This is a genomic window from Pseudoalteromonas sp. SMS1 (assembly GCF_021530565.1).
In the GTDB taxonomy this organism is placed as follows: Bacteria; Pseudomonadota; Gammaproteobacteria; order Enterobacterales; family Alteromonadaceae; genus Pseudoalteromonas.
Map to the genome: position 1 here is coordinate 21,791 of NZ_JAKGBI010000032.1, position 15,879 is coordinate 37,669.

At 43.5% G+C, this 15,879-nt stretch carries 11 protein-coding genes and 4 tRNA genes; 10 read left to right on the forward strand and 5 right to left on the reverse strand.

All coding sequences use genetic code 11. The features are described from left to right. Positions 1-49: 49 nt before the first annotated feature. Positions 50-517: a GNAT family N-acetyltransferase gene (locus L1286_RS22915; protein WP_235409362.1), complete on the reverse strand. Its 468-nt coding sequence runs from the start codon at positions 515-517 to the stop codon at positions 50-52. 66 nt (positions 518-583) lie between these two features. Next, positions 584-1,234, reverse strand: a complete 651-nt coding sequence (locus L1286_RS22920) for a glutathione S-transferase family protein (RefSeq protein WP_235409363.1) — start codon at positions 1,232-1,234, stop codon at positions 584-586. A 97-nt stretch (positions 1,235-1,331) separates the two neighbouring features. On the opposite strand from L1286_RS22920, the gene L1286_RS22925 reads away from it, so the two are divergent. Together L1286_RS22925 and L1286_RS22930 are read left to right on the forward strand one after the other, a co-directional pair. Beyond that, positions 1,332-2,183, forward strand: a complete 852-nt coding sequence (locus L1286_RS22925) for a LysR family transcriptional regulator (RefSeq protein ID WP_235409364.1) — start codon at positions 1,332-1,334, stop codon at positions 2,181-2,183. Positions 2,184-2,296: 113 nt separating this feature from the next. After that, positions 2,297-2,893, forward strand: coding sequence for an outer membrane beta-barrel protein (locus L1286_RS22930; protein ID WP_235409365.1), 597 nt, complete (start codon positions 2,297-2,299; stop codon positions 2,891-2,893). Here the strand turns inward: L1286_RS22930 and L1286_RS22935 are convergent. From L1286_RS22935 to L1286_RS22945, 3 genes are all read right to left on the reverse strand, one after another. Next, positions 2,877-5,018: a tetratricopeptide repeat protein gene (locus L1286_RS22935; RefSeq protein ID WP_235409366.1), complete on the reverse strand. Its 2,142-nt coding sequence runs from the start codon at positions 5,016-5,018 to the stop codon at positions 2,877-2,879. The genes L1286_RS22930 and L1286_RS22935 overlap by 17 nt on opposite strands. Before the next feature lie 271 nt (positions 5,019-5,289). Beyond that, the gene (uvrB, locus tag L1286_RS22940; RefSeq protein ID WP_235409367.1) at positions 5,290-7,305 is read right to left on the reverse strand and encodes an excinuclease ABC subunit UvrB; all 2,016 of its coding nucleotides are present in this window, start codon (positions 7,303-7,305) and stop codon (positions 5,290-5,292) included. Continuing rightward, complete coding sequence (locus tag L1286_RS22945; RefSeq protein WP_235409368.1) at positions 7,302-8,681, reverse strand: MATE family efflux transporter; 1,380 nt, start codon at positions 8,679-8,681, stop codon at positions 7,302-7,304. Before L1286_RS22945 ends, uvrB begins: the two co-directional genes overlap by 4 nt. A 1,093-nt stretch (positions 8,682-9,774) precedes the next feature. Here L1286_RS22945 and L1286_RS22950 point away from each other — a divergent pair. The 8 genes from L1286_RS22950 to rsxC all read left to right on the forward strand — a co-directional run. Beyond that, a tRNA-Asn gene (locus tag L1286_RS22950) sits at positions 9,775-9,851 on the forward strand. 22 nt (positions 9,852-9,873) lie between these two features. Next, a tRNA-Asn gene (locus L1286_RS22955) sits at positions 9,874-9,950 on the forward strand. 18 nt (positions 9,951-9,968) lie between these two features. After that, positions 9,969-10,045 (forward strand) — tRNA-Asn (locus tag L1286_RS22960). A gap of 25 nt (positions 10,046-10,070) precedes the next feature. Further along, positions 10,071-10,147 (forward strand) — tRNA-Asn (locus tag L1286_RS22965). A 247-nt stretch (positions 10,148-10,394) separates the two neighbouring features. After that, complete coding sequence (locus L1286_RS22970) at positions 10,395-12,338, forward strand: EAL domain-containing protein (RefSeq protein WP_235409369.1); 1,944 nt, start codon at positions 10,395-10,397, stop codon at positions 12,336-12,338. Positions 12,339-12,514: 176 nt separating this feature from the next. Beyond that, a complete protein-coding gene (rsxA, locus tag L1286_RS22975) occupies positions 12,515-13,096 on the forward strand; it encodes an electron transport complex subunit RsxA (RefSeq protein WP_063359746.1) in 582 nt (193 codons plus the stop codon). 1 nt (position 13,097) lies between these two features. Beyond that, positions 13,098-13,652 carry an electron transport complex subunit RsxB gene (rsxB, locus tag L1286_RS22980; RefSeq protein WP_235409370.1) on the forward strand — a complete coding sequence of 185 codons (555 nt, stop codon included), beginning with the start codon at positions 13,098-13,100 and terminating at the stop codon, positions 13,650-13,652. A 9-nt stretch (positions 13,653-13,661) separates the two neighbouring features. After that, on the forward strand, positions 13,662-15,879 hold a 2,218-nt coding region (rsxC, locus tag L1286_RS22985), incomplete at its 3' end, for an electron transport complex subunit RsxC (RefSeq protein ID WP_235409371.1).

Below are 15,879 nucleotides of genomic sequence, written 5' to 3' on the forward strand. Positions count from 1 at the left end.
ATACATCACCCAGGAGTGGTGTCGTTAAGACACCTCTCTGCGCCTATCATTAAGTCGACAAAAAACGTTGTCTGGTCACACGCCCCCAATACTTATCTTCATAATGATCTTCAATTAGGTTTTTCCCCGGTAGATCAGCGATAGCACTTAACCAAAACTTGGTCGCATAGTGTGCGCCCGCAATTTGTTTAATGATCCAACGCCCTGGCATTAAATGCCACAGTGCATGAGAAAACTGCGTCCCTAACTTAGCTTTTCGATAAAGCGGAACAATGTAAAACTCTGCCACTTCGTGCTCGTCTGGCGAAAAGCGTAAAACCGCAGCAATGCCAGCTGGAATCCCCTGCACATAACAGATATAGCCTGTGACCATTGGATTGCTTAAATCAGTATCAAGCTCAAATAACCCGCTGGCTAACGGCGACTTCTCTGTGAGCGTTGAAAACTCCGCCTCGTAAGCTTGCGCTAAGTTGTTATACACAGCTCGATTATTGTCAGTCACTTCTACAATGTTCACGTCAGTTCGCTCTAAATAGACTCAAAGGCCATATTATATGATTTAATTACGATTAAATTATGGACTTTAAAGCGATGCTGGAGCACCGACTTCATTGCATGCGACAATTTCCTGTTCGCATGCCGCCATCGCACACCACTTCTGCAACGCGGGGCAATCTAGCGCATGTTTGACATATCCTTTCGCTTCATCATTTAGTGTCACACCGTAACTTTGAAACCTAAGTAAAACAGGAGCGTACATGGCATCTACAATAGACCAGTCTCCAAATAACCAACCGCCAAATTGACAAAATTGTTCAGCAAAGATTTGCTCAATTCTGCGAATGTCTTTTTCCAACGACTCTGTAAACACAATGTCGCGCTTGGCTCTCACATTCATTGGCATGGCACTTCTCAACGCATTAAACCCACTGTGCATTTCGGCACTGAGTGATCTAGCTTGGGCCCGTAGTGTATTGTTGTGGGGCCATGCCTCCCCAGATAAATAAGTTTCATTGATGTATTCACATATTGCCAGAGATTCCCAAACCACCAACCCATCATCAATTAAAGTCGGGACTTTAGTTGTCGGAGAGACCGCTTTTATCGCGTCATAAAAGTCCTTTGTGCCGAGATCTAGCTTTACCTCTTGAAATTTTAGCTTATGCTTTTCCAGCAATAGCCATGGTCTAAGTGACCAAGAAGAATAGTTTTTATTACCTATATATAGCTCCATAAAATACTCCTTATTTGATTGATACATTTATCCTAGGGCTTAATTTGATTGAAAACTAACGTATAATTTAAATACAAAGCATAAGAAATATTGATATATGGAACTGGATTCACTAAGAAGTTTTCTGGCATTTGTTGAAACGGGTAGCTTTACACGCGCTGCAACCCAGATGCACCGCACACAGTCCGCAATTAGTATGCAAATGAAAAAACTCCAACAGGACGTGGGACACACCTTGTTTATCAAAGAAGGACGACAATTAAAACTTACAGCACAAGGGATCATTCTTGCAGGTTATGCTAGACAAATCATTCACCTGCAAGAACATGCAATGACCAACCTCGCTAAAACAGCCCCTTTGGTGCTGCTGCATTTAGGCTGTCCTGACGACTACTCAGAGTCCATTTTACCTATCTTAGTCAAATTGCTTCATCAGCACATTGATCGCCTAGAGCTCAATATTACTTGTGCATCTAGCCCTGAACTGCAATATTTACTTGACCAAGGACTGTTAGACTTGGCTGTTGTCACACGTACACCACAAACAGAGGAAGGTTACTTACTGTGCCAAGATCGTGGTGTTTGGGTAGGCACGCAGGATACTCCGCTTTTATCTCAACCAACTTTACCAATCGCAGTGTTTAAACGCGACTGTCGTTACCACCAAGCCGCTATAGAAGGGCTTCTCAAACAAAAACGAGCGTTCAAAGTGATGGCAAATAGCGCGAGTGCGAGCGCTTTAAGAGGACTCATTCGACAAGGTTTAGCGATTGGCGCAATGGCAAACCTGAGCAGAAATGGCCTACCAATCATCGAAGATCCACACCTTCCGTTTTTACCCAATGTTGAGATAGTCGTTGTTAAAAGTAATGCAAAAGCCTGCGCGATTTCAGATGAGCGACTTTACTTCATTACCGAGTGCTTTCGGGCTGAATTTAACTTAGCGTAAGTCAAATCTCGTATATTCTCACGGTCCCTTACATTTTCTGACAACGAGTCAACAGACTCTCACACGCAAGCGCCCTAAACTGAGTCTCAAGTTAACCAAATGGAATATGCGTAATGAAAACTTTATCTCTACTCTCACTGGCGTTGGTCTCTGTAACTTCTTTCTCAAGCATGGCATCGATTGAGGATGACAAACATCGTGTCGGTATACAGGCCTATGGTGGCTCAGCCTCTTACAAAAGCTCAAGCCAAGATGGCGACGGCGTTGGACAACTGTATGCCTACTACAACTATCAATTCGACAAAACTTGGGCGTTAGAAGTGGGTTTAAATGGTGGTACAGATTCCGACGATTGGGAATGTACAGATACCAACAATAGGAAGTTTACTTGTACTCAACTAAATAAAACGCTATTTGGTCTTGGCGCAAATGACTTGGACTATGGCAACCTCATTGTTGCAGCTAAAGGTCAATACCAATTGACCGAGCACAACTCCCTGTACGGTAAATTAGGTGCCAACTTCTACGATTACGAGCTTAATCGCGGAAATACGACCCTAGTAGAAGAAGATGGTACAGGGTTCGTTGCGGAACTTGGTTGGCAATATGACTGGAACAATGGCATGGCCATGAACGTCAGCTATCAGTACCTTGATATGGGCGACTTAGATGTATCTAGCTTAGGTATTGGTCTTAGCTACCGCTTTTAATTTCTTCAAAAGGAATATATAGCGAGATTGCAACACCTCCCAGCTCGCTATGACTCGCGCTCACATTCCCTCCGTGAGCGCGAATAATTTGCTGACAAATTGCAAGCCCCAAACCTGACCCTCCATGATCACGACTGCGCGACCCTTCGCAGCGATACAATCGTTCAAAAATTTTCTCAAGATCTTGCTCTGCGACCCCTGGGAATGAATCTTCGACAGTCACCTGCATATGTCCTTCATCACTTTCAAAATATACCTGTGTGCGCCCTTCGTTACTTGTATAAAAATGGCTATTTCTTAATAGGTTAAAGAGTACTTGACGGATCCTCGCAGGATCAACAAAACACACCGTGTTATGGGCACAAGCAGAAAACGTCAATGATTGAAGCTTGGTCGCATACATAGGCTGAAATTCTTCAACAATTTCTGCAATCAACAGGTTCACATCAACAGGTTGCTTATCCAAAGTCAGCACATCATTATCAAACTGCGCTGATTGGTAAATATCCTTGATCAAGTTGTCTAGGTGACTTATCTTTTTTTGTATCTTTTCAAAGCCTTTAGCAGGATCTGGCTCAATATTATGCTGCATGGCTTCGACTGTAAGCTTCAGTGCTGCTAAGGGCGTTCTTAGCTCATGAGACACATCTGCAAGTAGTCTATTTTTTTGTGTCAAAGACTCCGCCATCATATCCGACTCTAGCTCGATATACTTTTGCTTTTGTTGTTGTCGTTTATAAATATAAATCGCAATTGCCATAAAACATAACAGCAGCGACACCCCCATACCACGTTGCAGTTTGAGGTTCTCTAATGAGGCTTGTTGCAATGCTTGCTCATTTTGAATCAACTTCAGTGCTTGCTCTTGACGGATAAATTCTACATTTTGACGCAATGTGAGTGCCTGCTGTTTATCTAGATCTTGGTATAGCAACGCCTTTATCTCAATATGCTGTTGTAAACTCAACAGTGCCCTTTCAAATTCCCCTAACTTTTCCAGTGCTTGTGCTCGATATTGATACAATTTAGCCAAATACGAATTGCCTATACCTGGCAATGTTAGTACTTGTTCTATGTTTGTCAGCGCCTGAGCATACTGACCTTGCACCAATTCAATTTCTATAATGACTAACCGGACTGTTCGCTCTGTGCGGCTGGCTTGCGCGGCGATTGCTAAGGACAGTGCTTCTTGGGCAACAGATAAAGCTTGTGACAACGCATCTTGCGCCACATAAATTTTCGCTAAGATACTTAATTGCCAAGCCAAATCGCTACTCGAACGGCTTGCTCTAGCCAGTTCAATACCAGCTTGGCTATGACTCAATGCTTGCTCTATTTCACCGAGCTGAAGATGTACTTGGCTCATTTTGCCATGGCTATTGGCAATGTGGATAGGATCACCAAGTGACTGATCAACTTCAAGCGCTTGCTCAAAATGCAACAGAGCTTTACTCAGTTTATCCATGTCACGATAGATTTCGCCAATATTATAAAGTGAGTTTGAGATCCCTTGCTTATTTTGTCGACTGCGTTGGATCTTTAGGGATCTCTCATGAAAGCGTAGGGCTAACTGAAGGCTGCCCATATAATCATATATCACCCCAAGTTGATTATAATACGTGGCCAATCTAGCTTGATCATTAATCGGCTCAACCAGAGAAATTGCATCCTTTACAACCCTTTCGGCCTCGCTGTAACGAGCTTTATAGCGTAATCCTCTGGCCAATGCATGTAATATGTCACTGCGCAGCGCCACACGCTCTTTAGGCACCATACCCAAGGCCTGCTCTAACAAAGTAAAACTAGTTTCGATATTACTTTGATTTTGCTCAATTTGCGCGAGCAATAACTTGATTAGTGCTGGCGCTTCGCTAAATTGTGCCATCACAGGCAGGTAAGATTCTAATAGATATAAGTGCTGCTTGGCCTCTTGATACAGACCAAGTTTGATTTCGGCTCTCACTTCAACAATTTTTAATTCATACCATAAACGGGAGCTTGGCTGAGGATGCAAAAAAAGCTGATTGAGTTCTGAGATTTTTGTAATTGCCAGCTTTGGATCTTGATCTAGGAGTCGGTAAAGGTCGGATAGCGATTTATCCAGTGATCCTTCATTGCTGTGCACAATTGGTGCTATACAAAGAAATAATGATAGGACTATAAGGCGCACGAACAACACAATTCTAAGTGACTCTCAAATAATAACTTATCTATGGACAACTAAAGTGTAGCTAGAGTTCTCAATAATCACATATAAAATTGAACTCTTGCGATTAAGTCGACTAAATTAACCTATTTACTCTAGAAGTGCACCTTGAGTTTTGCAATAAACATATAACTAAACAGGTGGGTGCTTGGCTGAGCGGCATCTTACGACTCAGCCGACGGCGTATCATTTAACTATTGAGTAACTGTTGTTGCAGCAATTGGATGTCATCTCGCACTTTGGCGGCCTTTTCAAATTCTAACTCACGCGCATAAGTCATCATCTGCGCTTCTAACTGTTTGATTTGCTCTGTTAACTCCGCTGTAGAAGCCCTACTTGCCTTGTTTGAATTCAACTTGCCTTGTGAAGTGCTGTGCGGTATTGCTTCACTTTCTTGCACCTCTTCGCCCAAATCCATTACGTCAGTTATCTTCTTATTCAAGGCTTGCGGCGTGATACCATGCTGTTCATTGTATGCTTGTTGCTTAGCACGTCTACGTTCAGTTTCATCAATCGCCGCCCTCATTGAGCGCGTGATTTTATCTCCATACAATATCGCTTTACCATTTAAGTGGCGCGCAGCGCGGCCGATGGTCTGGATCAAAGAACGCGTCGATCTTAAAAACCCTTCTTTGTCTGCATCCAATATGGCAACTAGAGAAACTTCTGGCATGTCGAGGCCTTCTCTTAAAAGGTTGATCCCAACCAAGACATCAAAAACCCCTTTTCTCAGATCGCGAATGATCTCCATACGCTCAACTGTATCAATATCGGAGTGCAAGTAGCGCACCTTCACGTCATGATCATTTAAATAGTCGGTCAGATCTTCTGCCATCCGCTTTGTTAATGTTGTCACGAGCACTCGCTCTTTTACCTTGACACGTTGGTATATCTCAGACAATAAATCATCGACCTGCGTTGTAACTGGGCGCACTTCTAGCTCAGGATCCAATAGCCCTGTCGGCCTAATCACCTGCTCAGCAACTTCTCCATTAGAGCGTTCTATTTCGTAGTCGCCCGGTGTCGCAGATACATAGATTGTCTGAGGTGCAATTGACTCAAATTCTTCAAATTTGAGTGGTCGGTTGTCCATTGCAGAAGGCAGCCTAAAGCCATATTCAACAAGGTTTTCTTTTCGGCTTCGGTCTCCTTTATACATCGCACCAACTTGAGATACCGTGACATGTGACTCATCAATGACCATCAGCGCATCATCTGGTAGATAATCGAGCAAGGTTGGAGGGGGCTCGCCTGGTGCTCTGCCCGACAAGTATCGGCTATAGTTTTCAATGCCAGAGCAAAAACCCAGTTCCTGCATCATCTCGATGTCATATTGTGTTCTTTGCGCGACTCGCTGTTCTTCAACTAACTTATTCGCTTCCATTAAGTATGCTCTACGATCTTTGAGCTCTAGCTTAATTTTTTCGATGGCATCTAGGATTTTTTCTCTTGGTGTTACATAGTGCGTTTTTGGATATATCGTGGCACGAACTAAGTGTTTATCAATGGCTCCCGTTAACGGATCAAACAGGCTGATGCGCTCAATTTCATCATCAAACATTTCTACACGTACGGCCTGCGTCTCAGATTCTGCAGGGAAGATATCAATTACCTCACCTCTAACGCGATAAGTACCGCGAGAAAAATCCATATCATTACGAGTATATTGCAACTCTGCCAATCGTCTGAGCATTGCACGTTGCTCCATGGTCTCGCCCACTTTAAGCAACAGCATCATTTTCATATACGAGTCTGGATCGCCAAGACCATAAATAGCCGACACAGACGCCACAATAATGGTATCTCTGCGCTCCAATAGCGCTTTTGTGGCCGACAGTCGCATCTGTTCAATATGTTCATTAATTGACGCGTCTTTTTCAATAAACGTATCACTGGCAACCACATAGGCTTCAGGCTGATAATAGTCATAGTAAGAGACAAAATACTCAACGGCATTATTTGGGAAAAACTCTTTCATTTCGCCATATAGCTGCGCAGCAAGCGTTTTGTTATGCGCCATTATAATAGTTGGACGGTTTAACTGATGGATAATGTTCGCCATCGTAAATGTCTTACCTGTACCTGTCGCTCCCAGTAAAGTCTGGTGTGCAAGTCCCGCTTCTAGCCCTTCACATAGTTGCGCTATCGCAGTCGGCTGATCACCATTGGGCGTAAATTCTGATACAAGTTCAAAAGCTTCACTCATGATACTTTCACCTCTAAATCTCGTTGCTGCATGCGTGCTAGTGTCTTGCTAAACCATGTATAAGAAGATATCGCGGTAAACAAATTCCCTATTGCAGCACCAATGAATAATCCTGTCAGTCCTGCGATGTGAGAACCGATGTAAGCACATGGAATATAGAACACAAATAATCGAACAACACTCAGGATCAAAGCATTCATCGGTTTATGCAAAGCATTGAAAGAGGAATTGGTCAGTATAATGATACCTTGCAATCCGTAACTGAGTGGCAATGTATAAATAAATAGTTTAATAATCTCGATGACTTCTGGTTCATTACCAAATGCTTGACTAACCCAATGCGCTGTCAGAATAAGCAGCAAGTAAGTCGCAAACTGCCACGCCATAACAAACTTCAATGTTGTACGATATGCTTCTTTAACCCGATCGTAATTGCCAGCACCATAGTTTTGACTAACAAATGGTGGCAGTGTCATTGAGAGAGCCAAAATAACCAAGCAAGCGATTGATTCAATGCGGCTACCGACGCCAAAAGCAGCGACAGCTTGTGCGCCATAAGTCGCAACGATGGCTGTCATCACCGCCATCGCAATGGGCGTAAGCATATTTGCCCCAGCAGCCGGTAACCCAATCTTCATTATCTTGGACACCGCCCCCCAAACACTTTGATTGCCACTAGAGCAGCTAAGTAAGCGCTTTTTAATGGCCAAAAGATAAATAATGACGACAACACACACAGCCCATGCAACAACTGAAGCAACCGCAGCCCCCTGTACCCCTAATTCAGGGAACGGGCCATAGCCAAAAATCAGCAGCGGATCTAATATTGCATTAATCAGTCCCCCAAGGCCCATGATCATACTTGGGGTTTTGGTATCTCCTGACGCACGTAACACTGAGTTACCAATCATCGGGGTAATTAGAAACACGGATCCGATAAACCACACATTCATATAATCATGGATATAAGGCAAAGTCGTACTATCTGCACCGAGTAAAGTAAAAATAGGGTCCGTGAGCCAATAACCAATCACCGCAAGCATAGCGACTAAAAATGCAGCAAGTAATAATGAAATAAATGCGTCAAACTTTGCTTCTTCTAAATTCTTACTACCTAATGCTTTGGCTATCACAGCTGATGTGCCAATTCCTAGCCCGATCGCCAGACTAATAATGGTAAACGTCACTGGAAATGTAAAACTCACCGCTGCTAATGGTTTGGTGCCCAAAAGGCTGATAAAAAATGTATCAACCAAGTTAAAGCTCATCAGGGTAATCATTCCGAATATCATCGGAACTGTCATTCTCTTTAAAGTAGCGGGAATAGAACCGCTTAAAATATCACTGCTAGAGTTTGATTGGCGCACTGCGGACATATATTTTTATACCTCTTTTGACAGCCCATCATTCTAAATCATCATACTGGATGATGCTATGCTATTCTTTAATACGGATAAAGAAGGCAAATGGAAGAGATAAAAGCCTTTCCAAGCAAAAATTGATTTTTTCACCCTATTTTGCTGCGATTGCTGTTCTGTGTAAAAAATGTCAAATTTATTTCAGTCTTCACGCATCAACGGCTCACTTTTTGCACATAAAGCGAACGATATTGAAATATTTCTTTTAAAATATGCACAGCGTCCTCCCTTTTCGCACCAAACACGCAACCTTTTGATTATTAAGAATTTTAAAAAACAACAAAAAACTATTGCTTCTCTCTAATGCCACGGTTTGCTTAGCTTTAGAAGAGTTCTTAAAGATTAATAAACAATGTTATCCACAGATTCCGTGGATAAGTTTGTAGAGCCTTTAAAAATAAAGGCCTAGACAAGGATCTTGAAGCCCGTATAAAAAGCGTAAAATGATCTATTTATTTTACACCCCAGATCCCCTATAAAACCGCCCCCCTTCATCAGCTAGGTAGATGAAATTAATAAATATGCAACTTATTCCATATTGGAAACAAAAAGCATAACCACTTGTTTTTAAATGAGTTAACCGAATTAACAAGCAAAAATATGCAGTATCCCCCTAAAATTTGAGTAAAATATTTATCATTATTTTGAAAACTCTTCTTTCTGCCAACTCACTATAAAGATCACTTCTTAGATCAAAATTAGAAAATTCGCCGATCTAAAAGAAAGTGCAAAAAACAGCCCTTTCGGATGTTTTTAGCGCACTAACAGCAAAAAGTGACCAATATCCAAATTATGCACCTCGTCACATCCACCTAATTAAACGACAATAGATTTTACTTTCTGATTTTTCTTGGTCCAGATCCGTGTAAAAAACCTTCAATAAATGAAAGCGGCGCCGACTTTAAGCTTCGTTTTCAAAGAAAGCTGCTTAAAAAAAGGCTGAATTGTCGATTAATCCATCGAACAATCAGTTTTTTTGCACTCTTATGATTTTTATTGTTGACACTTTGCCATGTCGTCATTAATATTTCGCCCCGTTGAGAGACATGCTTCCCCCTTAGCTCAGTTGGTTAGAGCGACGGACTGTTAATCCGCAGGTCCCCCGTTCGAGTCGGGGAGGGGGAGCCAAGTTTCTAAACGTTATAACGATTCCCCCTTAGCTCAGTTGGTTAGAGCGACGGACTGTTAATCCGCAGGTCCCCCGTTCGAGTCGGGGAGGGGGAGCCAAATCGTTATATGTGTTGTTCCCCCTTAGCTCAGTTGGTTAGAGCGACGGACTGTTAATCCGCAGGTCCCCCGTTCGAGTCGGGGAGGGGGAGCCAAACACACAAATCTACTCTATATTGTTCCCCCTTAGCTCAGTTGGTTAGAGCGACGGACTGTTAATCCGCAGGTCCCCCGTTCGAGTCGGGGAGGGGGAGCCAATTCCCAGAATGTATTAGACTTTTTTCAATCAATGCTCTACTCTACAAGCACCTATATCAGTGATTTTTCGCTATAATGTCAATACGCCTCTTGGCATGACAGTAGAGATATTTGCAGCGGTTAACGCCCTTCTACTGGCACCAACTTGGTACTTTAACAACATATAGTGACGTTATTAATTCACGTAACTTAGCACTTACACATTACTAGAAGGCAATTCTCCTTATTTCAGGTAGAAGATAAATAATGGCTGGCTTTAAAAAACTCATATTTTTACAATTTATTTCTTGGTTACTTTTTTCTGCGGTTGGTAGCTTTTTTGTTGCCTCTAGCTTTGATAGTGCCGTTAGTAAAGCACAGATGAGTGCTCAGCAGATGGTAAGTAATTATATTCAGGAAAAAACAATGACAGATATGACTCCTGAACATATACGTCTGTCTTTAAGTAATGGTGATGTGTTTTCTACTTTTATAGTACGAGATTTCTCGGGCCAAACCATTCTTCAATTGGGTAAACCGACTCAGTTGCCCTTTTTAGCAGATATTATCGCAAATTCTTTTAACTCTATCCGTCCTCAGTTTGCCGTAAATAAAACCAAAGACATAAAAATAGAATTTGTTATTAATGCACAGAGCCAAGCATCGTTGTTACAACAATCGTTATTGTTGATGTTAGTCATTTCAGCTTTAGTCGCATTTATTCCTATCTTCTACATGCAAGCAATTTATAAAAAGCTTAATCGCAACGTCAGTATGACCGTAGCAAACGCGGTTGATGTCTACATTACGCAAAACCAAGTCACTGAAAGCATAGAAGAAGACTTTAATACAGGTAAAGTGACCGAGCTGGGCGCAGAATTAGCCCCCTCATTTAATCGGCTTGCACACTTTTTGAAAAGCAAACAAGAAGACATTAAATCTGCGGCACATTCTATTAAGCAAGAGGCCTATAAAGATGTTGTGACAGGGCTTGGTAATCGCAATATGTTTGTAGAATATTACGAGCATCAAATCGAACAAGCCAATAATAAAAGTTTTGGTACTCTGGCGATGATCCGTTGTAGTGAATTACAAATGATCAATCAAACCCGAGGATACCAAAAAGGTGATGAATACATACGTGCTGTTTCTGATATTGTAAAGCACGTGAGTGGCACCTACACCGGAAGCCAAGTATTTAGACTCAATAGCTCCGATTTTGCCGTTATTTTACCTAATGTCCCTTCAAAAGAAGCAGAGCAATTTGGGGAGACCTTACAAGCTAGGTTTACCCAGTATCAACAAAACCAAGAGCTCGCATCTGTTGCCAATGCTGGGATTGTGTCCTACGAGTCGGGTAAGCCACTCGGAGAATTACTGTCTGTTGTCGATAACGCAATGAGTATGGCGCAAAGTAAACAAGCCAATGCGTGGCATTTACAACGCGAAAGTGACATCGTAAACAATGTTGGAGCAGGGTTTGGTAACCAAAACTGGCGCCGAGTCATCCGAGAGGTCATTGACAGCCGACGTGTCAACCTGATGATGCAAAACATCATGCCAATTGGTAAAAATGTCAAAGCTTACGCAGAGATACAATCACGATTTAAAACTGAAGACAATCAAATGTTGCCCACCGCTTCTTTTCTCGCTATGGCTGAAAAGTTGGAAATGGCAATAGAGATCGACCAGCTCATCATTGACAGCTCTTTGGAGCTGATTAAGACCCGTAACTTTAATGAAAAGTTTTTTGGCATCAACGTCACAGCCTCAAGCGCACACAGCGACCAGTTTGTCATTTGGTTAGAAAGGCGCTTGCTCAAAGACGGCAATTTGGCCTCAAAACTAATTTTTGAAGTGAGTGAGTTTGGATTACAGCAAAATATTAAAGCGAGTAAACGCTTTATCGATATGGTTCACAGAGTTGGCGCCAGAATCACCGTTGAAAGATTTGGTGTAGGCCTTACCTCATTTAAGTTTTTCAGAGATTTAAAGCCTGACTTTATCAAAATGGACGCCAGCTATACCCGAGGTTTAGAAGAAGACAAAAATAATCAGTACTTTATGCGTCTGATGGTTGATTTAGCACACCGTATTGGTGTCAGTGTTTTTGCTGAAGGTGTTGAAAGCCAAGAGGAAAAACATATTGTAGAAACTTTGTGCCTAGATGGGGTTCAGGGCTACTACATTGAGAAGCCAAAAGAGATCTAAGCTAACGAAAATGGAGAGCGTCATACTCTCTCCATTTTTTGTCAACATTCCCTACCAAAATCCCCTTTCAATCCAAATAAAGTGTGCTAAATGTTGTGATCTCGGCGAGGAAAATTGTTAGAATTTCCAGTCTTATAACACGTTGAGAAACGATGATTGCAAGTTGAGGGGCATAAATGACAGAGTATATGTTGTTGCTTATCGGTACAGTGCTGGTAAACAACTTTGTATTAGTGCAGTTTTTGGGGCTATGTCCGTTTATGGGCGTCTCTGGCAAACTAGAAACCGCTATAGGAATGTCGTTAGCAACCACCTTTGTTCTAACCTTAGCATCGGTTACCAGTTACCTGGTAAATCAATATATTCTTATGCCCCTAGATCTGACGTTTTTACGCACGATGAGCTTCATTCTCGTCATTGCTGTCGTGGTACAATTCACCGAGATGGTCGTCAGAAAAACAAGCCCTACCCTATATCGTTTGCTGGGTATCTTTTTACCTTTGATCACCACTAACTGTGCGGTATTGGGAGTAGCATTGCTGAATATCACCAAAGAACATACATTCATTAGCTCTGCTGTTTATGGGTTTGGTGCCGCTGTCGGTTTTTCACTTGTTCTAGTTCTGTTTGCCGCTTTGCGAGAGAGGCTTGCCGTGGCAGATGTCCCAGTCCCGTTCAAGGGGGCTTCTATTGCGATGATCACCGCAGGTCTTATGTCACTTGCATTTATGGGCTTTTCAGGATTGGTGAAGATTTAACATGACGCTATTTTACGCGCTTATCGCCATCGGTGCGCTTGCACTCATTTTTGGGCTTATTTTGGGTTATGCCGCGATTAAGTATCGTGTAGAAAGCAACCCGATAGTTGAACAACTTGATGCTGTCTTACCACAAACTCAATGTGGCCAATGTGGGTATCCAGGCTGCCGTCCTTACGCTGAAGCCATCGCCAACGGTGATGACGTCAATAAATGCCCACCGGGTGGTGAAGCAACGGTCAAAAAACTTGCTGATTTAATGGGCGTAGAGGCAAAACCGTTGGCTGGTGGAGAAGAGGCAGATCCAGTTAAAAAAGTTGCTTATATCCGTGAGGATGAATGCATTGGCTGCACCAAATGCATTCAAGCTTGCCCCGTGGATGCAATTGTGGGTGCAACACGTCAAATGCATACCGTTATCGCAGATGAATGCACAGGGTGTGACCTGTGTGTTGAGCCCTGCCCTGTAGACTGCATAGATATGATCCCAGTCGCCGAAACAAAACAATCTTGGAAGTGGCAAATAAACGCTATTCCAGTGAAACAACTTGACTGAGAGGTTTAAGTGGAAACATTACTTGAACAAATAGAAAGCGGAAAACTGTGGCAATTTCCTGGTGGGATCCATCCACCTGAGCAAAAGTTCGTTTCAAATCAAACTGGTATTGGTACTTTACCCCTCCCAGAATACTTAGTACTCCCGTTAAAACAGCACATTGGCGCCAACGGACAATTGTTGGTCAATAAAGGGGAGCATGTACTGAAAGGACAAGTGCTCACGCGCCCAGGCACAAACTGGTCGCTGCCAGTGCATGCGCCCACTTCAGGTATCATTTCAGATATTAAACCAATGCCTTCCGCACACCCTTCAGCCATGCCTGAATTGAGCATAATTCTGACACCGGATGGCGAAGATAAATGGTGCGAACTCACTTCACGGACATCAATTGATGGTGTGGACAACAAAACGCTCATTGATATTCTGCACCATGCTGGCATTGCAGGTATGGGCGGCGCAGGCTTCCCTACCTATGTAAAAGCGGATAGTGCAAAACAAATTGAATATTTGGTTGTCAATGGAGTGGAATGTGAGCCATACATTACCGCCGACGACATGTTAATGCGCGAACATGCAAAAGAAATTATTTCAGGCATTGAGGTGATGATGTCAATTTTGTCTCCTCAATATACACTGGTTGGTATTGAAGACAATAAACCTCAAGCGATTGAGGCAATGCGCACCGCGGCTAGCCACAACGATAAAATACTGATTCGCGCGATCCCTACTAAGTATCCATCAGGTGGCGAGAAACAACTGATTAAAGTCTTGACGTCAAAAGAAGTACCTAGTGGTGGTATCCCCGCAGATGTAGGTGTACTAGTTCAAAATGTCGGTACTTTATTCGCCGTAAGTGAAGCCGTATACAAAGGAAAACCACTCATTGAGCGCGTGGTCACAGTCACTGGTAACACGATCCATACACCACAAAATGTCTGGGCCTTGCTGGGCAGTGAAGTAAAACACTTGCTCGATAGCCAAGGGTTTTCGCCCGTTGAGGACCAACGAGTGATCATGGGAGGACCGATGATGGGCTTTACTCTGCCGACCGTCAGAATCCCTGTCGTGAAAACTACTAACTGTATCCTTGCGCCAGACAACCAAGAGTTGGCAATAGCTGGCCAAGAGCAAGCTTGTATTCGATGTAGCGCCTGTGCAGATGCATGTCCACAGACACTCTTGCCTCAACAGCTACAGTGGTTCGCCAAAGGCAAGGAATACGACAAACTAGAAGAGTACAACCTGTTTGACTGTATTGAATGCGGTGCGTGTTCGTATGTCTGCCCAAGCGAAATACCTTTGGTGCAATATTATCGTGTCGCCAAAGCTGAGATCCGTGAGCAAAAACTAGAAAAGGTAAAAGCAGAACGCGCGAAAGAACGTTTTGAGGCACGTAAGATACGGTTAGAACGGGAACAAGAAGAAAGACAAAATCGTCACAAACGGCCAGCACGCAGCGCACCGGCAAAAGACCAGTCAAAAGTAACTGAAGCGCTTGAAAGAGTGAAAAAGAAGCGCCCAGAGCAATCTGCAGTGCAAGCCGCGATAGAACGTGCTAAAGCGAAAAAGGCGGCTGGAGATACCTCAACACTTGAGCCTGACAACAGTGCTGTTGCGTTAGAGCGCGCTAAGCGTAAAGAGCAAGCCCGAAAGTACAAAGAAGAAAAATCACAATCGGACACTGACCGTGCACCAAAGGAGGCTGTTGCCGCAGCCATCGCACGCGCCAAAGCGCGAAAAGCGGAAAAGGCATCAGAAGAAGCAAGCGCAGCAACACCAAACGATCCGAAAAAAGCGGCTGTGGCTGCGGCCATCGCCCGTGCCAAAGCCAAAAAAGCAACACTAAGCGCTGAAGCTGACATGGAAGCAGATAAAGAAGGGAGTACAGACGACCCGCGTAAAGCTGCAGTTTCGGCAGCCATTGCTCGCGCCAAGGCGAAGAAGACGGCGAAGACCACTGCAGAAACCGAGCAACATGGTGAGGAACCGGCCTCAGAGGCAGCACCTGACGATCCGCGTAAAGCGGCGGTTGCAGCAGCCATCGCCCGCGCGAAAGCGAAGAAGGCGGCAAAGGCCGCTGAAGAAGCTGAACAACACGGTGAAGAGCCAGCCTCAGAGACTGCATCTGACGATCCGCGTAAAGCGGCGGTGGCGGCGGCGATTGCTCGCGCGAAAGCGAAGAAGGCGGCAAAGGCCGCTGAAGAAGCTGAACAACACGGTGAAG

Bases quoted from the DNA above. Each gene is read 5' to 3' on its own strand.
- L1286_RS22920 (WP_235409363.1), bottom strand. From the start codon at position 1,234: ATGGAGCTATATATAGGTAATAAAAACTATTCTTCTTGGTCACTTAGA.
- L1286_RS22930 (WP_235409365.1), top strand. From the start codon at position 2,297: ATGAAAACTTTATCTCTACTCTCACTGGCGTTGGTCTCTGTAACTTCT.
- L1286_RS22945 (WP_235409368.1), bottom strand. From the start codon at position 8,681: ATGTCCGCAGTGCGCCAATCAAACTCTAGCAGTGATATTTTAAGCGGT.
- L1286_RS22925 (WP_235409364.1), top strand. From the start codon at position 1,332: ATGGAACTGGATTCACTAAGAAGTTTTCTGGCATTTGTTGAAACGGGT.
- L1286_RS22970 (WP_235409369.1), top strand. From the start codon at position 10,395: ATGGCTGGCTTTAAAAAACTCATATTTTTACAATTTATTTCTTGGTTA.
- rsxA (WP_063359746.1), top strand. From the start codon at position 12,515: ATGACAGAGTATATGTTGTTGCTTATCGGTACAGTGCTGGTAAACAAC.
- rsxB (WP_235409370.1), top strand. From the start codon at position 13,098: ATGACGCTATTTTACGCGCTTATCGCCATCGGTGCGCTTGCACTCATT.
- uvrB (WP_235409367.1), bottom strand. From the start codon at position 7,305: ATGAGTGAAGCTTTTGAACTTGTATCAGAATTTACGCCCAATGGTGAT.